The sequence below is a fragment of the Cyclonatronum proteinivorum genome (assembly GCF_003353065.1).
GTDB lineage: Bacteria > Bacteroidota > Rhodothermia > Balneolales > Cyclonatronaceae > Cyclonatronum > Cyclonatronum proteinivorum.
The window spans coordinates 3,510,370-3,529,937 of sequence record NZ_CP027806.1 but is presented as its reverse complement, the minus strand read 5'-3'; the positions used below and the strand labels follow the sequence as shown (position 1 = coordinate 3,529,937).

Annotated in this window: 15 protein-coding genes and 1 tRNA gene; 12 read left to right on the top strand and 4 right to left on the bottom strand. The window is 49.8% G+C overall.

Annotation, left to right across the window (positions count from 1 at the left end; genetic code table 11):
- Positions 1-325: 325 nt before the first annotated feature.
- Positions 326-2,950 (top strand): hybrid sensor histidine kinase/response regulator, encoded by a 2,625-nt coding sequence (locus tag CYPRO_RS13400; protein WP_164682792.1) that lies wholly within the window; start codon positions 326-328, stop codon positions 2,948-2,950.
- Positions 2,951-2,961: 11 nt separating this feature from the next.
- On the opposite strand, the gene CYPRO_RS13395 is transcribed toward CYPRO_RS13400, so the two are convergent.
- Genes CYPRO_RS13395 through gatC form a run of 3 tightly spaced genes read right to left on the bottom strand, consistent with a single transcriptional unit; the run spans position 2,962 to position 7,162 of the window.
- A complete protein-coding gene (locus CYPRO_RS13395) occupies positions 2,962-4,275 on the bottom strand; it encodes a glycosyltransferase family 4 protein (protein ID WP_240644884.1) in 1,314 nt (437 codons plus the stop codon).
- 5 nt (positions 4,276-4,280) lie between these two features.
- Complete coding sequence (locus CYPRO_RS16610) at positions 4,281-6,818, bottom strand: YfhO family protein (RefSeq protein WP_164682788.1); 2,538 nt, start codon at positions 6,816-6,818, stop codon at positions 4,281-4,283.
- A gap of 56 nt (positions 6,819-6,874) precedes the next feature.
- Positions 6,875-7,162 (bottom strand): Asp-tRNA(Asn)/Glu-tRNA(Gln) amidotransferase subunit GatC, encoded by a 288-nt coding sequence (gene gatC, locus CYPRO_RS13390; protein ID WP_114985809.1) that lies wholly within the window; start codon positions 7,160-7,162, stop codon positions 6,875-6,877.
- Positions 7,163-7,400: 238 nt separating this feature from the next.
- Between gatC and CYPRO_RS13385 the strand changes: the two genes are divergently transcribed.
- The 8 genes from CYPRO_RS13385 (at position 7,401) to CYPRO_RS13350 (ending at position 14,153) form a co-directional block, all read left to right on the top strand.
- Positions 7,401-7,679, top strand: a complete 279-nt coding sequence (locus tag CYPRO_RS13385) for an HPr family phosphocarrier protein (RefSeq protein WP_114985808.1) — start codon at positions 7,401-7,403, stop codon at positions 7,677-7,679.
- Between the two features lie 26 nt (positions 7,680-7,705).
- The gene (gene ptsP / locus CYPRO_RS13380) at positions 7,706-9,481 is read left to right on the top strand and encodes a phosphoenolpyruvate--protein phosphotransferase (RefSeq protein ID WP_114985095.1); all 1,776 of its coding nucleotides are present in this window, start codon (positions 7,706-7,708) and stop codon (positions 9,479-9,481) included.
- A gap of 22 nt (positions 9,482-9,503) precedes the next feature.
- On the top strand, positions 9,504-10,556 hold the full coding sequence (locus CYPRO_RS13375) for a bifunctional phosphoglucose/phosphomannose isomerase (protein ID WP_114985094.1): 1,053 nt from the start codon (positions 9,504-9,506) through the stop codon (positions 10,554-10,556).
- A gap of 339 nt (positions 10,557-10,895) precedes the next feature.
- Positions 10,896-11,201 (top strand): isoamylase early set domain-containing protein, encoded by a 306-nt coding sequence (locus tag CYPRO_RS13370; protein WP_114985093.1) that lies wholly within the window; start codon positions 10,896-10,898, stop codon positions 11,199-11,201.
- 89 nt (positions 11,202-11,290) lie between these two features.
- On the top strand, positions 11,291-12,103 hold the full coding sequence (locus tag CYPRO_RS13365) for a biotin--[acetyl-CoA-carboxylase] ligase (protein WP_114985092.1): 813 nt from the start codon (positions 11,291-11,293) through the stop codon (positions 12,101-12,103).
- Positions 12,087-13,424 carry a tRNA lysidine(34) synthetase TilS gene (gene tilS, locus CYPRO_RS13360; RefSeq protein WP_164682786.1) on the top strand — a complete coding sequence of 446 codons (1,338 nt, stop codon included), beginning with the start codon at positions 12,087-12,089 and terminating at the stop codon, positions 13,422-13,424. Before CYPRO_RS13365 ends, tilS begins: the two co-directional genes overlap by 17 nt.
- A 1-nt stretch (position 13,425) precedes the next feature.
- Positions 13,426-13,998, top strand: coding sequence for a hypoxanthine phosphoribosyltransferase (gene hpt, locus CYPRO_RS13355; protein WP_114985090.1), 573 nt, complete (start codon positions 13,426-13,428; stop codon positions 13,996-13,998).
- Positions 13,999-14,064: 66 nt separating this feature from the next.
- Positions 14,065-14,153, top strand: a tRNA-Ser gene (locus CYPRO_RS13350).
- A gap of 94 nt (positions 14,154-14,247) precedes the next feature.
- Here the strand turns inward: CYPRO_RS13350 and CYPRO_RS13345 are convergent.
- Complete coding sequence (locus tag CYPRO_RS13345) at positions 14,248-15,519, bottom strand: glycosyltransferase (protein ID WP_114985089.1); 1,272 nt, start codon at positions 15,517-15,519, stop codon at positions 14,248-14,250.
- A 585-nt stretch (positions 15,520-16,104) separates the two neighbouring features.
- On the opposite strand from CYPRO_RS13345, the gene CYPRO_RS13340 reads away from it, so the two are divergent.
- From CYPRO_RS13340 to CYPRO_RS13330, 3 genes are all read left to right on the top strand, one after another.
- Positions 16,105-16,818, top strand: coding sequence for a hypothetical protein (locus CYPRO_RS13340; protein WP_114985088.1), 714 nt, complete (start codon positions 16,105-16,107; stop codon positions 16,816-16,818).
- Between the two features lie 274 nt (positions 16,819-17,092).
- Entirely contained in the window at positions 17,093-18,493 is a 1,401-nt protein-coding gene (gene mgtE, locus CYPRO_RS13335) for a magnesium transporter (RefSeq protein WP_114985087.1), read from the top strand.
- 327 nt (positions 18,494-18,820) lie between these two features.
- Entirely contained in the window at positions 18,821-19,522 is a 702-nt protein-coding gene (locus CYPRO_RS13330) for an MgtC/SapB family protein (protein ID WP_114985086.1), read from the top strand.
- Positions 19,523-19,568 lie beyond the last annotated feature (46 nt).

The window sequence follows — 19,568 nt, the reverse complement described above, 5'->3', positions numbered from 1 at the left end:
CTTCCCGATGCATCCCATTAAAGCATTTTGCGCACTTAAAAACTGAATATTGTATATTTAAAGAAGGCAATTTTTTCTCTTAATTGACTAAAGCACTGGTCAGCAATCTGATAAAGCCATTATATCCGGCATATTTATGGTCGAAGAAAGACTTCACACAAACATTCTGTTACAGCTGATTTATAGCATTGATGCCAATGCGCACTCTCCTCAGATATTAGAAAAGTGCCTGCCGGTTTTCATGAAAAAGCTGAATTGCTTCATGGCTTCAGTGTACCGTGATAAACACGGGCTTTTAGAAGAGGTTGTGATTTTTCCGAGGTCTTTGAAAAGACAGCCTATTTGGGAAGAAGTGTTCTCGCTTATCAAAACAGTAGCAAAAAACAGCTTAAGCAGCTCTCCGACTGAAGCAAGTATTGATGACAAGCAGTTTTACGTTTACAAAATAGATGGTTACGGGCTTTTGGTGCTGGGCAAGAACAGCAGTTTTGACTACTCTTTCAAATATGAGCTACGCCATATCGTCGATATGCTTGCAAGAACTATTCTGCAGATTTTGCGCGAGAATGAGCTCAGGGCTACGCAGGAACAGCTTCGGGAAAAAACACGTCTGCTTCGTACCGTTGTTGATAACCTGCCGGTGAGTGTATATACCAAAGATATTGAAGGGCGTAAGACCCTTGCGAATAAGCAGGAACTTGAGATTCTCGGCGTTCCGAACGAGGATGAGGTAATTGGAAAAAAGGATGAAGATTTTTATACGGCACCATTTTTAGAACCGGCAAATCTGATGGATTCCATTGTTTTGGAAGAAGGCTTACCGATCCTGAATGAAGAGCTTGAATACAAACCGGGTAAGTTCGGCATCATTTCGAAACTTCCCATGAAAGATGATGACGGCAATGTGACCGGTTTGCTTGGCATCACCATCGACAATACAGAAAGCAGGATGCGGGAGCAGGAGCTAAGCCTGTTAAAGAACCTGATTAATGACTCCTCAGATGCGGTACAGGTTGCCGATGAAACCGGTCGCATGATCTATGTGAATACCGAAGCGAGTCAGCGGCTTGGAATACGGGCTGAAGATGCAGCAAACTATCATGTAAAAGACTTTGAGCCACTGTTTAGGGAAGAAGGCACCTGGCAGGAACATATTCAGGAGCTGAAAAAAGGCTATCCCTTAACCATTTACAGTACCAACTCAAACCTTGTTACCAAGCGGACTTTCCCGGTTGAAGTCTCTGTAAAGTTTGTAACCATTGCAGGTATTGGGTATGTCATTGCTATCTCGCGTGATATTACAGAGCGAAAAAATTACGAACTCAGGCTTAAGGAAGCTAAACAAAAGGCGGAAGATGCAAACAAAGCCAAGTCGCTGTTCTTGGCCAACATGAGCCATGAAATACGCACCCCGCTAAATGCAGTCATCGGGTTCAGTCAGTTGCTTGATGATACCGATCTTGATGATGAACAGCACGAGTATGTTTCGAACGTGATCTCATCATCCAGAAGTCTGCTTGGGTTAATTAATGATGTGCTGGATTTTTCTAAGATTGAGGCGGGCAAACTCGAACTTGATCCCATAAAAACAAGTTTGTATGCGCTTATTCAGGAGGTCATGGATATTCTTTCCTATCAGACCCATCAAAACGGTAATACCTTACTGCTGAACATGCAGCCGGGTTTGCCCCTTGATGTAGTTGTAGATCCTCTTCGTTTGAAACAGGTGTTGATTAACCTGCTCAGCAATGCGAATAAATTTACCCATAACGGTACCGTAGAACTCCGTGTAGACGGAGCCGCCATTCCTAACAGTGATAAGTGGCGCATTACCTTCTATGTACGCGATACCGGTATAGGGATTTCGGAGAAAAATCAGAAAAAACTCTTTCAGGCCTTTTCGCAGGCCGATAATTCCACAACCCGAAAATTCGGCGGAACAGGTCTCGGACTGATCATTTCAAATATGCTCACACAGAAAATGGGCAGCAGCATCAGATTGGAGAGTGTGCTTGAAAAAGGGAGCACTTTTTACTTTGATCTTGACCTGGAAGCTGAGCTGCAGAAGTCGCCGCTCCCTTCCAATATTCCGGGTATCACAGATGTGCTGGTCGTTTCCGATAATGAAGCTGAACAGAAGATTTTTAAGCGTATTCTGAAGTCGGTGCAGATTAAAGACTTCTGTGTGGATTCGCTGCAAACCTTTATTTCATTGCAGGAAGAGAATCAGCAAAGATGGCAGCTCGTATTTATTTCGGCTGATGATCCGCTGCTTCAAAATGAGAAAATGCTGAGCCGTTTTGTAAAGCGGGTTACTGCATCGGCGATCATCTGTCTGGTGGTCAACCCATTAGGGGACTTTATTCGCGCAGAGCGTGCGTTGAAAAACAGCTTCAACCTTGTCCTGAAGCTCAACAGACCATTCAGTGTTGAAACGGTACTTGATAAGCTGGGGCATGCATACTTGCAGCAGGCCGAAAAACCGGAATCAAATACCGTATCAGTCGCTCAGCAAGGTAAAATCAGACCACTGTTTAGCAGTATTGCCCGCAGGCTTAACGACCGGCATCCGGTGATTCTCATTGTTGAAGACGTGGAGCTCAATATGATGCTTGCTACTACGCTGATTTCCAAACTATTGCCTGAAGCACAGCTACTGAAGGCTTACAATGCTGAAGAGGCGCTAAAGCATTCAAAAGGCGATCCGATAGACCTTATTTTCATGGATGTGCATTTACCTGACAAAGATGGCGTGGAAATCACAAAGGAAATCCGCTTGCTTGATCATCATAATGCAAGCGCGCCTATTGTGGCTTTAACGGCCGGTACCGTAAAAGAAGAGCAGGAGCGCTGTCTGAATTCCGGCATGAACGACTATATTACCAAACCTATTAAAACAGCCGAGCTTGCCCGGATCCTGAAATCCTATCTTAAAAAATTATACAGGTAGACAGGCGCGTTTCAGTCGTTACGCGCGGGGAGCCTATCAAGCAGTGCGGCTACCTGAGCCGCCTGAAAGGGACGGGAATATTTTTGGACGGCCTCCAGGTTTGGTGTAGTAACGGGCTGCTGCTTTTGCCAGGCTGCAAACCATTCTTTCAGGGTGATGAAGATGCCGTCCTGATCATCAAAGTCGTGGGTGAGTCCGGCCTCTGTTTCACGAAGCAAGGCTGCCGCATCACCCTTTTTGGGGCCAATACACAACACCGGACGACCGGCAGCCAGATATTCGAAGACTTTGCCGGAAAGAAAGCCTTCGGCATTGGCCGTCTGATTAATGAGCAGTAGCAGCACATCAGAGGAAAATACTTCCCGCAGCGCTTCCTGATGCGGCAGGTAGGGTACAACCTCACACTGCCGGCTCAGACCGGCCTTTTCCACCGACTGACGTACGCTTCCATCCACACTTCCCACCAGCCGTATGCGCAGGCTTTCCCGAAAGCCGGGTAATGTATCACACAGCCTGCTTAAGGCTGCCCAAAGGCTGTGCGGATTGCGCGAAGGTACGAGCGAGCCTGAATGGAGGAGGGTAAACGTATTGGAATCAGGTTTCCGGCTGTCTTCCAGTCCGGAAAAATCAGCCGGGTCGTAGCCGTTTGGGATGACCTCAACCCGCCGGGCGCCTTTGCGGTACAGCTCTCTGCTGATGTGCGGGCTTACTGTGGTGACGACATCGGCCTTAGACAGAACAGCCCGTTCCATCCGGTGATGCAGGTGGTCGGCTGGAGGCGTAAGGAGCAGGTCGTCATAAAAGTCGATGCCGGTCCAGGGGTCGCGGAAATCAGCCAGCCAGGGTAGGCCGGTTTTATGTGCCAGCTTTTGGGCGATTCGGTGCATGGAATGCGGCGGACCGGTGCTGATGATGGCGTCTGCCGGATTCTGACTCAGGTAGCTGCGCAGATAGCGCACGGAGGGGCGAATCCAGAGGCAGCGGGCATCGGGGATGAAGAAGTTGCCGCGGACCCAGCGTGAAAAAAGCTCGGCCCGGCTTTCGGGACCGTCTCTCTCAGAACGAATGAACCCGACATTTACGGACTCTTTCCGGCCGGTTACTTTTTTGTACCACTGATAAGGCTCGGTGATGGGGCGCTTCAGAATTTCCGCTTCCGGCGGAACGTCTGAGAGCAGGCTTTCGTCGGTTGCCGGAGCTTCCGGGTTGAGCGGGGTATAGATTACCGGCTGCCATCCGGAAGCCGGTAAATACCGGGCATATTTCAGCCAGCGCTGTACGCCTGATCCGCCGGAAGGGGGCCAGTAATAGGTGATCAGAAGCACGCGCTTCAAGATCGGTCCTGCCCCCCGCCTGCAGCTGAATTTACCTTTGTACCGGATGAGGCTGCCGTAGCTTTCACCCGAAAAATACCCAAACCCAGCAGCACCATAATAACAATGTTGAAGATCCAGGATAAAACCGAGCCCAGGTAGTGGGAGCGGGGTTCAAATACAAGCTGAACGTCATGTTCTCCGGCGGTGAGGTGCAGGCCGCGCAGCAGAAAATTCATCGCATAAATGGGCTGCTCTTCCCCGTTCACGTAGGCCCGCCATCCCGCCGGGTAAAACATCTCTGAAATGGCAATGTACCCGGGTTCGGTGCGGGTCATCGAAAAGCTTATTTCCCGCGCATTATACTGTGTGATGGTAAAATCTGCACGAGGGTCGGCGCGATGGGGCAGCAGCTCGTCTTCGCTTTTTTCAATGACAGAACGGATGTCGGCACTAAAAAACGGGGCGCTGATAAACTCGAGGGCTTCGGCGGGGCGATCCACAGCTTTGATATTGGCAGGCACAAAAACTTTGGGAAGCACGCCCCGGTTTTCCATCACAACGCCGGATTCATCTTCAAAAACTACCGGAAACTCAGGAAACTGAAAGTCGGCCGACGCGGTGATGTAGCGCACGTTAAGCATATCAAGCAGACCAAAATTCAGGCCCGGGGGAACAAAGAAAGCGTTGTCAATCGCATCCTGATAGCGATTGAGCTTGGCACCGGTGTACCCGCCTACGCTTGGGAAAAAGTAGGCCGGAATTGCATTGTTGAACGGATTCTGATCAATCGGAAAAACCCGGTACGGATAATCACGGCTTTGCTGCTCCTGCTGTATAAAGGTGTGAAAGGGCCGTCGTTGCCGCTCCAGAAAGTCTTCTTGCGTAATGAACTGATCCATCTTACTCTCTGCCGGGATGTAGCGCTGTCCTACGCTGCTCAGGTCGGCTGTGAGAAGTGCGATCATCAGGACAATCACAAGATAGGCAGGTAATTTTGCGGCTGTGAAAGCAGCAAGCAGACCTATACCTGCTGCGGTGTACAGCAAAAAGCGCGTCGTATCACCCAGGGCAAGATCCTGACGATCAAGCCTGAACTCAGCCAGAATCTGACCTGCTACATCCGCAACACGCGGATCGTTGACATCAACCTGATTGGCCTGCGCTATTTGATTCATGATGAGCTGACGCTCGCCTTCTTTCGTAAATGAAAGCTGGTTGGCGGCAGCAAAGAAAAGGATCAGGCCTATGCCGAGTGCGGCTGCCGAGGGCCAGAGGGCGTCTTTTAAGCGTGTGATTTCCCCCGACCGCTCAGTCTGAAACAACCAGTTGGCACCAAGCGCTGCCAGCATACCCAGACTGAAGGTGGTGAGCATGAGCCATTTTTCCGGCGCCCTGAACTTGTTGAACAGCGGCATGTAATCAAAAAAGAGGGCATTAAAGGCCATAAAATGTTCGCCGAGCGCAAAAAGAGCCGAGAGCACGGCACCCGATAAAAACACCCATTTCAATCCTGACTTCACCTTGAAAAGCGCCAGCAGCACGAGCATGATGGCCAGGGCGCCGAGGTAATGCGGACCGCTTGTCATTATTTTGGGGCCCCAGTACAGGCCTTCCGCAGAGCTGCCGCCCATAATGCCCGGTACGGCCAGGGTTGTGAGTTCGAACCAGCCATGCGACCAGGCCATCGCATAATCAAGGGCGAGGCCGCTGCGCTCTTCAGCATCGCTGCCGCCCCGAATGCTGTAAGGGGAGTACTCGTAAATGCTCCAGTAGGGCTGAATGTTGGCAGCCAGCGCCAGCAGTGCGGCGGCGGCAATGAGTCCGGTTTTGCGCATCCATGCCGGAAGGGTTTTACTTCGGTAGGCCCTGATGGTATCGTAAACCCACCAGATAAAAAACAAATAGAGGAAAATATAGGTGACCTGCGGATGTCCGGCCCTAAACTCAAGATTTGCGGCCAATGCAAAAACGGCCAGACCGAGCAGCCAGTGCCGGGACCGCGTTAGCAGCATGTATCCGTAAAACATCCAGGGGATAAAAGCCAGCGCATATACTTTGGCATTGTGACCGGCTCCGACAATGATCGGCATGTAGGTGGTAAGCCCTAAAATAACTGCGCCGGTAACTGCCGCAAGCGGATGTAGCTTCAGGCGGAGCAGGAACAGGTAAATTCCAACGAGCATTACCCAGAGTGCTGCCGCCGGAAATATGGTGACCAGCCAGCTGAAAATAACGTCTGCATGCGGCACGGTGCGCATGTAAGAAACGATAAAAGCCGGCATACCGGAAAACATGTTCTCCGCCCACAGCGGCTCTTCCCCGTATTGCTCCCGGTGCTGTATCACGGATTCTGCACTCGCCCGCCACTGTATGATATCGGGCGAGAAAAAGCGCTGATCCCCGATAATGACATCGCTGTAGTGAAACAGCGGAAGGATCAGCAGAAAGCCCAGGCAAATGGCGTGCTGCCATGCAGGCCGGAGGTCATCCCAGCGGGATAAAGGGCGGGTAAAAGACTTTTCGGATTTACGGGAAGAGCGTTTGGCGGGCATATAGGGAGATTACAGAACAGGCTGTTTAAAATAGGGCGTGATGGCGGAGCGGGAGACTACTCGATAACCTTGGGCACGCGAAAATGATCGGCATCAGCGTCGGGCGCGTTGCGCAGGGCTTCTTCGTGCGGCAGAGGGGGCAGGGCAACATCCGCCCGGAGTTCAGGCTCATGTCCCATCACATGCTCCAGCGGTTCAACATCCGTCGTGTCAACCTGATTAAGCAGCTCCATGTAGCTCAGAATCTGATTCATATCAGCTGCAAGCTGCGTGGTTTCTTCATTGGAAAGACGAAGGCGTGCAAGGCCGGCAACGTACAGTACATCTTCTTTTGTGACAGACATGGAAAAAAGCAGATTAAAAAGGTGGAATAAAAGCCGGAAGGGGCGGTGTAGATTAAAGCTAACGAAAATAAACGGATTCATCTTTAAATACCACTTTTCAGACCCTAACCGCATAATCTTATCCCAAATCATGTATAGGATTTATATATTGCGCTATTGTAAAAATAAGACCGTGAAGTACTGTTGGAACCTGTGGTTTCGGTTAAAAAAACTCATCGCATACATTGTAAAGGCTTCTATGCTCAAAAAGAAAGTGACGGTAATCAATGCCAGCGGCATTCATGCGAGGCCTGCCTCCATGCTGGTAAAAACGGCCGCTAAATATCAGTCTGAATTTCATATACACTCCCACGGCTACCGGATCAATGCGAAGAGTATTCTGGGGGTACTCACACTTGCCGCTGAGTGCGGGGCTGAATTGTTGCTGGAGTTCAACGGGGAAGATGAACAGGAAGCCTGTGAGGCTATTGTGCGCCTTTTTGAGGAGGGTTTTGGGATGATGGAAGAGGACGACTAAAGCTATGGACCAAAGGAAAAGTCAATATGTATCACATTGAGCCGCAGAAAGAGGGGAACAGGGTTTGGAAAGGAATGGCCGCAGCCGAAGGGCTCTACGCCGGTCCCGTCTATGTGTATAATACACAATCCGTTGTGCTTTCTGACCGGAAAATTGCTTCACAGCAGGTCAGTGAAGAGCAGAAAAAAGTGGCTTCAGCCATGCGCATTGTGGAGCTCGAAACCCGGAAGATGGCGCAGCTTGCCGCTGAAGACGAGGAAACAGGCGGGCGGGCGGCCAAAGATGTTCTCAACTTTCATCGGGAAGTACTGCGCGATCCGCAGCTCATTGCGGAAGTCAATGAGCGCATAAGGACAGACCTGATATCCGGCGACCGGGCTATTTTTCTCGTTTTTCGTAACTATATACAGAAGCTTGAGGTCTCTGGCAGTACTTTCTTTAAAGAGCGCATTCCGGATATCGTGGACATTCGCAGCAGGCTGATCAACAGCCTTCAGCAAAAGGACATGATTGTACAGGTGAAGGAAGATTCAATTGTAGTCAGTCAGGCCATCAATCCTTCAGAAATCATCTTATTTGCGCGCCGCAAGGTCAAAGGGATCGTAGCCGAGCGCGGCGGACTCACCACCCATGCGACCATCATTGCCAAATCAATGGGCATTCCCTTTGTGCTTGAGGTGGAGGGGATCACCAAAGGCGTGCAGTCCGGAGAGTGGGCGGTTGTGGACGGTTACAAGGGCATTGTGGTGACACAGCCGACGCCCGAGCTCGTTGCCGCGGTCAGAGAAGCTTCAGGTGAACTCGCTATCCGGCAGACGGAGGAACAAAATCTTTACGCCGAGCCCGGTATGACGGCCTGCGGGTATCAGGTTCCGATCCGCGTAAATATCGAGCTTGAAGCCGAAATCGACCGGGTCGCCCGTTTCCGGCCGGAAGGCGTTGGGCTGTTACGCACCGAAGTTTATTTTCTGGACGGTAGTCATGCCGCGTCCGAAGCGGAAGCCGAAGATCAGGCAGAAAGCCCGAACGGGTCAGGCCGTTCGCATGATCAGACCCGGTTTCTGCAGCGCGCCGCACAGCTTGCCGGTGATGATTATCTGACCGTGAGGCTGTATGATGTAGGGGCTGATAAACTCCCAAGCTATGCCCAAAAGGAAGAAAATCCCGCGCTGGGCTGGCGTGGTGTGCGGATTTTGCTTGAAAACAGAAGCCTGTTACGGGCGCAGCTCCGGCTCATTCTCGAAGCCGTACGTAACTATCCCTGTAAGCTCCGGCTTCTCATACCGCTGGTGACAAGCCTGGAAGATGTGCTGGAAGTTAGAGCAGAGCTCGACACGCTTCTTGAATCCTTCCCGCACATGCACCCGGAGCTGGGCATAATGGTGGAAGTACCTTCAGCGGTTGTGATGGTGGAAGCCCTGGCCGAAGTTGTGGATTTTATGAGTATCGGCACCAACGACCTTACGCAGTACGCGCTCGCTGCAGACCGCTCAAATCCTAAAGTAGCGGGCTATTTCAATTCCGCACATCCCGCTATATGGCGGCTTATTCATCAGGTGGTGAAGGCCTGTAAAAAACGGGATATTATGGTGAGCGTATGCGGTGAGCTGGCCGCTAACCCGCAGGCTGCCTGCATTTTAACAGGGCTCGGGGTAAGCTCGCTGAGCATGGCTGGTCCTTATATTCCGGGCGTCAAAAAAATACTGCGTTCACACACTTTGGAATTGATGGAGAAACAAGCCCTTTCTATCTTGAAAGTGCAGACAAGAAGCGAGGCAGAAAAAATACTGTTGTACTTTTAGTTACTATAAAGAGGGACTTGTTATGATTACGCTTGATTTGATTCGAAGTATTGATCCGCAGGGGCTATGGGATAAACTTTGCACCTTCGATGAGCAGTTGCACGACGCTATCATAGAAACCCGTGATGTGAAGCTGACAATCGATAAAAGCCGCATTCAGGATGTTGTGATCACCGGGATGGGCGGGGCTATTATAGGAGGCGAGCTGATTCGGGCGATGTCACTTGAAACGGGCCATTTGCCGGTGCATGTGAACAAATCGTACTCGCTGCCGTCTTTTGTGAATGAGAAGTCCCTGGTTGTAGCGGTATCACAGTCAGGAAATACCGAAGAAACCCTTTCGGCTTTTGAAGAAGCTGCCACCCGCGGCGCGCAGCGTGTAATCATTACAACCGGCGGTCAGCTTCAGGAGACGGCCGATACGCAGGGCATTCCCATCATCAGACTTCCGCAATCCCGGATAACCCGGGCCGCGCTTGCGTATTCTTTCTGTGCCATTTGGCGCGTTTTTCAGCATCTTGACATCTTTCAGCCCGGAGACGAAGACTTGGAAGAGGCAGCCCATTTTCTTCAGGAGCAAATCGAAATTCTTGCTTCCCTTGAGGAAAACATTGCTATCGAGCTTGCGAGAGACCTTCAGAATACGCTTCCGATTATTTATTCGGGCGATGGCCTGATGGCACCGGTCGCGCTGCGCTGGAAAACGCAGCTTCACGAAAATGCCAAAGTACTCGCCTACTGCAGTCACATTCCTGAAATGAATCACAACGAGGTAGAAGGGTGGGAGCTCACTTCGCACCTGATGGGCAGGCTGTCGGTGCTTATTTTGCAGGATGATTCTGATCACCCAAGAATCAGGCACAGAATGAATGTGAGTGCAGAAATTATTTATCCGCACGCCCAAACCCTGAAGCGGGTAAATGCTGTGGGTAATAATGCGCTGCAGCGGGTGCTTTATATGAGCTTGCTGGGTGACTTCACATCCTTCTATCTGGCTATTTTCTCAAAGGTCGATCCGCTTCCTATAGAAAAAATTGAGCTGTTCAAGCGCAGGCTGAACGAAGTTGATATCTGATGAATAGCTGCCGCTTGTCATGCGGGGGAGTGAAAGCGTGTTGGACGCTGCAGGACAGGGAAATTTCGGAGAGAAACTCGCCTTACGCCACTTTTACTTTATATTATAAAGTAAATTCCTGGGGATTGTCGCGGGGGTAGCAAATCACCGCGGCAATACAGCAAATGTAAAAGCGGTTTCAGGCCGAATTAGTTAAGGCAGATGTGGTCAGAGATTAATTTTATTTGGCAATTCAGCCTGTTTTGGGTTTTCCGGGAATCTTTAAATCTGATTGACTTTAGAAACTAAAGAAATTAGTTTGTGGATGTTCACTTCACTCCATATAATCTACGCAAACCAATGGTAAGCAAAGAATTCACCCCTAAGAAGACGATCTGTAAAGTGCGTCTGCAAATTCCCGCTGAATGGGCAGAAGCAGAAGCTGTAGTTGTAGGAGATTTCAACAATTGGGATCCCGCTGCAAATAAGCTTGAAAAGAAAAACGGCGGTTGGGAAACCGTACTTCGCCTAAAGCCTGAAAGCGAGTACAAGTTCCGCTACTTTCTCGATGGCGAGCGCTGGGAAAACGATGATGAAGCCGATCGCTACGAAGAAAATGAGTACGGTTCACAGGATTCCGTTCTCGTTATCGGCGACGGCAACTAACCGGCTTTAGAGCTCAGTTACGTTCGTTGATTGACATATAAAAGCTCTGTGTATCTTGCACAGGGCTTTTTTTATATGCATTTTCAGCCATGAAAACTAAGCAAGCGCATTCCGATAGTCAGATTGACTTCATACAGCTGTATCAGTTGCTGGATACCCGGACCATTGGTCAGGACTTTTGGTGCTTCAAACAGCTCCCTTCGACCAATACCTTGGTGAAAAAACTGCCCGCAGCACTGGCTGATCCCGGGCTGGTGTGTGTGGCGGTAAAGCAGTATGCCGGTCGCGGGCAGCGGCAAAATGAGTGGATTGCCGGAAAGCATACCGCGCTCACTTTTTCAGTGGTTTTAAAACCGGAAAAAGAGCAGTCGCTGCACATGCTTCTTCAGGTCGCAGCCTACTCTGTGGTTACAGCGCTGAAAAAATGCTGTGCCGTTAATGCAACCCTTAAATGGCCGAATGATGTCCTGATTGGCGGTAAAAAAGCCTGCGGCATTCTGGCTGAAGGTACTTTTAAGGGTACGGAGCTGGAGCGCTTCGTTATAGGTATAGGCATAAACACAAACGGTCAGCTGCCGCCTGAGCTTTCCGACACAGCGGTAAACCTAAGCGGCATTTTGGGCCGGGATGTTAATCATACCGCTTTACTTGCCGCAGTTTTGAATGAATTTGATGAGCAGTATAATCGAAGCCGGGTCGACCTGAAGCAGCAGTTGTTGGAAATCAACAGAATGCACCGGGGCTACGGACAGCTCAACCGTGTACGGGTGGAGAACAAGGTACTGGAAGGCAGCTTTAAATTCCTGGGAATTGATCTTGGCGGTTACCCTGTATTTCTGGATGAAAGCGACAGTGTAAGAAGGTTCACGAAGCAGGATGTCCGTTTTGAACCGCTTGACTGAAGAGCTTCAGAAAAAAATTAAATTACCGGCAAAAAAAATAGTTTGTGCCGTAAGCGGGGGGGCTGACAGTATGGTGTTGCTCATGCGCTGTGCCCTGCACAGGGAGTCTGTTGTTGCGGCGCATGTTAATTATGGCAGGCGCGGAGCGGAAAGCGATGCCGATGAAATACTGGTATCTGAGTATTGCCGCAGCAATGATATACCCTTATTTGTGTATCATGCTACAGAGGAAGAGCTGACCGGAAATTTTCAGCAAAGCGCGAGGGTGTTGCGCTATCGGTTTTTTGAAAAGGTGCGGTTTGCGACGCAGTCGGACTATATCGCTACGGCCCATCACGCGGATGATGTGCAGGAGAGCCTTGTGATGCAGCTTTTTCGGTCAGGTAACCTTCGCAACATGAGAGGGATTAAAGCGAGAGACAGGCATATTATTCGTCCTATGCTGCACTTGAGAAAAGCGGATGTTTTACAGTACGCCCAAAGCGTTGGTCTAAAGTGGCGGGAGGATGCAAGCAATCAGAGCCCCGACTACACCCGCAACCGTCTCCGTCATGAAATTTTGCCCGTGCTTGACAAGCTGTTTCCCGGCTGGTCGGACCGGCTTCAAAAAACGGCAGCGGCCAATAAGCACGTAGCTGAGATCATCGCTGAACTCGCAAGTGCTTATTCTGAAAAAAATCAGATTAAAATATCGGCACTTAATTGTATAAGTGACAACTTATGTGAAGCTGTTCTTGACGCCTGGGTGTTGCGGGAAGCCGGCTTTTCTCCGCCGCAATCGGTTCTTTCAGCTTTGCGCAACCATCTCAAGTTGCAAAAGGGAAGTCAGCTGCACATCGGTAACGGCTTTGAAGTAGTACGGGAAGAAAAAACACTATTGCTCCGGTTAATCCCCGGGGAAAACCCGGAACATGCTCCGGAATACATTCATGCAATGCCGGTTGCGGGGGAGGAGATCGTCTGTAAATCGGATGCTTCCCTTCTCTATACAGCAGGAGCCTGGCAGGGTGAACCGCAGGCTGATGTGCTTGAATTGCGGGCCGCAAGCCTGCGGTTTCCGCTTGTTATTCGTCCATGGAAAGCGGGCGATCGCATGCAGCCGCTGGGAATGAAGGGTACCAAACTCATTTCTGATATTCTCACAGATCACAAAGTGATGCATGCTCAAAGAATTTCAGCAAAGGTACTTGTTTCGTTTGATGGCGTACTTCTCGCTGTTATCTTTCCCCGCAATGAATATCTTAAAACAGGTCTCATTGCTGCGCATGCTGCGTGCCGGTTGCAAGGAGATAAAACGTTAATTTTCAAAAGAATATCCTGATATGTCCTTTCACAAACCCGAGGAAGTACTCTGCAACGGCGAGCGCTTTAAAGTGATGATTCCGGAGCAGGAGCTCCAAAAACGCATAGCTGAAATCGGGGCGCAAATAGACCGCGATTACGAAGGTAAAAAGCCTATTCTGATTGGGGTGCTGAACGGCGCCTTTATCTTTTTGGCAGATTTGATGCGATACATCACCATACCCTGTGAAATGGACTTTTACAAGCTGAGCAGCTATGGGGACGCTAAAGTTTCGTCCGGTCTCGTGCAGCAGCGTAAGGATGTAGACGCAAACCTGACCGGCCGTCACGTCATCCTTGTTGAGGATATCATCGATACAGGTCTCTCAGCTTCCTACATCACCAACATTGTGGAACAGAAAAAGCCTGCCTCGGTTGAGTGGGTAACATTGCTCAAAAAATCGGAAGCCCTGAAATATCACCTTGATATCAAGTACGTATGTTTCGAAATACCGACCCTGTTTGTATTGGGTTACGGTCTCGACTACGCGCAGGAAGGGCGTAATCTCGCCCAAATCTATGTTATTGATGATGAAGAAAAGCAGGAAAAATAAATTACACTTCCAAAAATAACAGTTGCAACAGAGGCTTAGAAAAGATTATATTTGGAGTCTTCAACCGGAGAGATGGCTGAGTGGTTGAAAGCGGCACCCTGCTAAGGTGTTATACCCCCTCCGGGGTATCGAGGGTTCGAATCCCTCTCTCTCCGCAAGAATTATATATATCGCATTAATATATCCCAAAGCTTCCGTGTTTGATACAACCGGAAGCTTTTTTTATGCCCGCATGTCAGCCGCGCTTTGCTATGTGATGCCTGCATTTTTGGCTTCTATCCACTTCCCCATGTATCGCGTGCTTGCTAAGGAGTGATGCTGCAGCATTGCGCCGATAATATTTTGCTGCCGGAAGTGCGAGCGATTACGAAGGCGCGCAGTAAGCGTTTTGATGAGGGAGGTTTCATGGGCACGGCTTTCGAAACGATTATTGAGCACTTCATGCGCCCATGCCCGGAATTCGTTGCGCAGCGCCACATCTTCGTACAAACGCACTGATTTTTGAATGAAATCCTCCCGCGTAAAGCCCACAAAGGGTTCACAGTTTTCGGTGCTGTCAATACCCTCGATACCGATTGGCGTAGTGACAAAAGGCAGCCCGAACTGCATGGCATCCAGCAGCTTACCTTTGATGCCCGAACCAAAGCGGATGGGGGCAAGCATCAGCCGGTGTGCACACAACGTTTCCTGCAAATTTTTCGCGCGACCTTTCACCCAAACCCGCTTAGCGGGCTGACTCCATCTGAAATGCTTTTCGGATGGATACGCCCCGTACAGGTGCAATTCCGCATTTTTTAACTGCGGACCAAGGGCCGGCCACAGGTGCTGAATCAGGGTTAGTGCTGCGTCCTGATTGGGTTTGTGCAAAAAGTTACCCAGCGAAATAACGTTGGTTTGATGGTCTGTTACCGTGTTCAGCGCCTGATTCCCGCCCTCCTTGCAAAGCGGATGATACTGCAGTAAACCGGCTGTTGCAGGCAAATGGTGCAGCAAAAGCCTGTGCTCGGCTTCCGAGATAAGCAGCGTAAGATCAGAGCGGAACAGGGCAGCGAGCTCCCGCTGTGCGTCGGTAGTAAGAAATGCACTCACCGGAATATCGGTACACGAAAAACCGGTGTCACTGCGGTTGTTCTCACGCCAGCGCCGGACAAAATGGAGGTCTTCGGTATTGAGCATCGTAACAGCTTCGGGGCATCTCTCGCGCACACGCCATCCGAATTGCTCCTCCGCCAAAAACCGGTCATACACCACAAGGTCTGGTGAAAAATCTGAAACGAGCTGATCAAAGCTACTGCAGTTCATCCGGATGTTTGCGGTCTTACAGATTTCAGAAAGACGCGGACTCACGAAATGGCTTTCGACTGCCGTACAGGTAAAGAGCATCTCTTCTGAAAGTACGCTGAGCGTTTCCAGCAGCTGCATCATGTGTTTTCCGGCTGCCGAAGAGTCCGGCTCAGGCCACACATTGGCAACGATAAGTACTTTTGGTGCCGCTTTGAGAGAAGGGATATTGGATTTCATAGGGCTAAAATAGGATACAGCGACCTATATTCGGGTATGAAATGAACAAAAATTGAATAGCCTCCGGAGATGTTTGTCAGACATAACTATCTCAATAAAATTCAAACCTATAGCCGCCATTGTGAGCGGCTGTTAATGAACGGAATTCCCCTTCATAATCTGGCAAATTAAAATAAAGGGTTGACTTTACCGCAAAATCAACCCTACCTTTTGCGATCCGAAAAAATCGGATTTAAAATTTTAAACCTAAACTAAACCACGGAAATGGACGACAGTCATAGTTGTTGCCTGCATACTGATCCGGACCCTGAGCCTGCAGCTGTAGCTCAGATTTATGGCGTGACCGGCCGTGGTGAATGGGATTTCGCTCAACACTGAGCGTATAGATTTCAGTTCATCGCCGCCTTCCCGCGATGAATTGCCAGTTGCCTGAATTGTGGAACCACAATTCCAATAACTCCTTGCCAAAGTTCGCATTGCTTAATGGTAGTGCTGGACGAGTCAGGCGAAGTTGAAGGTTCAGTTATCAGGGGCTTGGTATGCTCGTGATGCAATTTCTGCCGTACCGCAAAAATTATAAAAAGTATGCGTTACGAAAAGAAGCTCACCCAAGAATTACACCTGCTCATCAAAATTGCCATCATGTTTGTGGTTGGCATTGTTATTTTGATCGGACAGGCTGCAAACGCCCAGCAAATGATCATTGATGACGCGGCGGTTACCACCCATCGCTCATTCCAGATTGAAACCTGGGCCGGGACCGAAGAAGCCATTTTTCAGCCGGCTTTTGCCGTGACGGAATGGCTCGAATTAACCACAGGCCTTGCTTTTGATACGGCAGGCGATTTCGAATTTGCCGGTTTCTTTGCCGAACTCAAAGCTGTAAACCGCGATGTCGAAGAATTCGGCAGTGCCATTGGCCTGGTTACCGCTTTTGGTTTCAGCGATGGCGGTGATTTTGAAGAGTTTATGGCCTACGTCCCTTACAGCCGTCTGATATTGGGCGGGGATTCCATGCTGCATCTCAACGCAGGTTTCGTACTTGCTGATGATGGAGATGACTGGGAATTTACCCCAATTTATGGCGTACGCGGTGATTTTGGCATCCATGACAGGGTTTCTGTACTTGCAGAAGTTTTTGCCGAAAGCACTGATTTTGGACTTAATGGCGGCTTGCGTCTCGCCCTTATTGATGGTCTCCTCGAGATGGACATCACCTATGGCCGCGGATTCGAAAGTGGCTTTGACTTCCCCGGATTTAACGTAGGTATTGCCTTTACACCGGACAGCCTCTGGTAAGCCGGCTGCCTGTAAACATTCCTGTACTCCGAAAATAACAGGAACTACTACGGGTTTGCACCCGCGATGGTAGGGCTGATTATTTCAATCTTCGGCAAAAATTCAAAAAATGCCTTTTGATTGCAATAAGAAGCTTTATGTACGCGGGGGCATGCAGGCCTGATGATACCCAAGGCAGCCCGAAGTAGCAGCTTGCCGCTCTTCTAAATCCACCCTTTTTAAAAAACTATGCGTGAAACCCGCACGGGAATAGTACGCGCAAAAATTCAGAATTATGACCTTAGACAACTCCCTGAAAACACAGCTCATGAATGCCCTGAAGGCAGGCGAAACAAGCCTCCTCGTGCGCTTACTTGCTGAGCTCAGCCCGGCCCATGTTGCCGAATTTATCCTTGAACTGGAAACCCAAAACAAAGTCCGGGTATTCAAATCCCTTGAAAATGACGCACAGCTTCAGGTTTTGCGCATACTTGATGAAGATATTGAGTATGAAATTCTCTCCACACAGCCTGTAAGCTATATTTATGCACTGGTTGAAAAAATGCCGCACGATAAGCGTGTAGATTTGCTCAAATCTTTCCCTGAAAACAAGCGGAAAGAAATCATGAAAGAGCTGGCTCAAACCGAGCGGGAAGACATCCTCAAACTTTCTTCCTACAGCGAAGGCACAACCGGTGCCATCATGACGACCGACTATGCCGTCATCACAGCGGAAATAACAGCCGAGCAGGCGCTGGAGCAGCTTCGTCTGGAAGCCCCGGAAAAAGAGACCATCTACTACGCTTACGTAATCGACGCGCAGCGCCGCCTGATCGGAACCGTTTCGCTGCGTCAGCTCATCACGGCCGATAAGCAGTTAAAAATCAGTGAGCTGATGTCCGCCGATTTTGTCAGTGTTTTCGCAGACGAACCCGCGGAAAAAACGGCACGCATGCTTAAAGAAGCCGATCTCCTTGCCATTCCGGTACTCGACCGGAAAAGCAGGATTACCGGCATCGTAACCTTCGACGACGCCATGCAGGTGATTGAAGAAGAAACATCCGAAACCATGTTCCAGAAAGCCGGTATTGCCGGCCGCAGCGACCGCGATAAGGAGCGCGAAAAAGATCTGGTCAACAGCAGCAAGCTCCTGAAAGGCAGCATCTGGTACCCGATCCGCCTGCGCATGATGTTTCTCTTCGTTACGCTTGCCGGCGGTTTTCTGGTTGGGGGCGTTATCGATTACTTCGAAGATGTTCTGGAAGCTGTTTTGGTTGCCGCCGTATTCATACCGGTGTTGATGGATATGGGGGGCAATGTAGGTACGCAGTCCTCCACCATTTTCGCCCGCGGCCTGGCACTCGGGCACATTGATACCTCAAGGATTTTCGGTCACATAGGCCGTGAAGTATCAATTGGTGCGATAATGGGTCTTGCGCTTGGCTTAATTGGCGGCATCGTTGCCTGGTACTGGCAGGGTATGCCCAACGGCATTCCTGAAATTGGCCTTGCGGTGGGCATCGGTCTTGCAGTCGTGGTTCCCGTAGCGACCCTACTCGGCTTTTTGCTGCCGTACATCCTCCTCAAGCTTGGTTTCGACCACGCACCGGGCGCCGACCCCTTCATTACCACCATCAAGGATTTCACAGGTTTAGGACTGTACTTCTACCTCGTCGCAACCCTGATAGGTGTTTAATATTAGTTGAGTTAGCATATATAAAACCTAAAGGTACAAAGGATGTGCAGAGCTGATGTTTCGCCATCCTGTTTATTTAAGGCTGAGTCTGACAAATCCGGCTTCAATTCCCGAAGCCCAGTCTTAAGTTAATTCGGTATCAAATCATTAGGTATCTTAACCGACCTCTACCTAATGTGCGTGCATATACTGTTGAAAAGGTGTATGCTATTCAAATGATCTTAGTAACCGGACTGATCGAAAACAGCCGCTGTTACGCATAATCTTACAGCTTTTCCGGGTACTTTCTTTCTGATTCCCAAAAAAGCTGCAAACTGGTGCTGGTATATGGAATTATTGGAATTCACCATCAGGGTTGGGGCAGCCTTTATTTTAGGCTCTCTGATCGGTGTCGAGCGGCAAATCAGGCAGCGCATGGCTGGCTTGCGCACCAATGCCCTGGTCGCTGTAGGCGCCGCGCTGTTTGTTTCTCTGGGGATGATGACCCCCGACGAAGTCAGTCCCACACGTGTTGCCGCACAGGTTGTCTCCGGTATCGGATTCTTAGGGGCAGGGGTCATCTTCAAAGAAGGCCTCAACGTAAGCGGCCTCAATACCGCTGCCACCATTTGGGGCTCCGGCGCAATCGGGGTACTTGCTGGCAGCGGATTCCTGACAGAAGCAACGGTTGGCACAGCGCTCATTATTCTTGCCCACACCCTCCTCAGGCCTGTGGCCCATAAACTTGATGAACTTCCTCACTACTTCCGAAGCGCCACAACCGAGTACACGCTCACAGCCGTCATAGAAGAAAAAGATGAAATCCTGATTCGCGACATCATCATCCGTCAGTTAAAAAGCATTCAAAACGCGACACTGAATGCGCTCAAAACCGAAGATATTCCCAACGCCTCGCTTATTCAGGTTGAAGCCAAAATACATGTAAAAGGCACCCATGAGCTGATTATCGAAAATATCGCAGAAAGGCTCAGCAAAGAACCAACGGTGAGTAGTGTTGACTGGGAAGTTGAATCAACCTTTGGAGAATAACCGCAGCAAATCTCTCAGAAATAATGAAAAAGAAACTTTAAAAACG

Coding starts and splice junctions, on each gene's coding strand:
- CYPRO_RS16610 (WP_164682788.1), bottom strand. CDS start 6,818: ATGCCCGCCAAACGCTCTTCCCGTAAATCCGAAAAGTCTTTTACCCGC.
- CYPRO_RS13330 (WP_114985086.1), top strand. CDS start 18,821: ATGGAATTATTGGAATTCACCATCAGGGTTGGGGCAGCCTTTATTTTA.
- CYPRO_RS13365 (WP_114985092.1), top strand. CDS start 11,291: ATGAAAACTAAGCAAGCGCATTCCGATAGTCAGATTGACTTCATACAG.
- CYPRO_RS13385 (WP_114985808.1), top strand. CDS start 7,401: ATGCTCAAAAAGAAAGTGACGGTAATCAATGCCAGCGGCATTCATGCG.
- CYPRO_RS13370 (WP_114985093.1), top strand. CDS start 10,896: ATGGTAAGCAAAGAATTCACCCCTAAGAAGACGATCTGTAAAGTGCGT.
- hpt (WP_114985090.1), top strand. CDS start 13,426: ATGTCCTTTCACAAACCCGAGGAAGTACTCTGCAACGGCGAGCGCTTT.
- mgtE (WP_114985087.1), top strand. CDS start 17,093: ATGACCTTAGACAACTCCCTGAAAACACAGCTCATGAATGCCCTGAAG.
- ptsP (WP_114985095.1), top strand. CDS start 7,706: ATGTATCACATTGAGCCGCAGAAAGAGGGGAACAGGGTTTGGAAAGGA.
- gatC (WP_114985809.1), bottom strand. CDS start 7,162: ATGTCTGTCACAAAAGAAGATGTACTGTACGTTGCCGGCCTTGCACGC.
- CYPRO_RS13345 (WP_114985089.1), bottom strand. CDS start 15,519: ATGAAATCCAATATCCCTTCTCTCAAAGCGGCACCAAAAGTACTTATC.
- CYPRO_RS13375 (WP_114985094.1), top strand. CDS start 9,504: ATGATTACGCTTGATTTGATTCGAAGTATTGATCCGCAGGGGCTATGG.
- CYPRO_RS13340 (WP_114985088.1), top strand. CDS start 16,105: ATGCGTTACGAAAAGAAGCTCACCCAAGAATTACACCTGCTCATCAAA.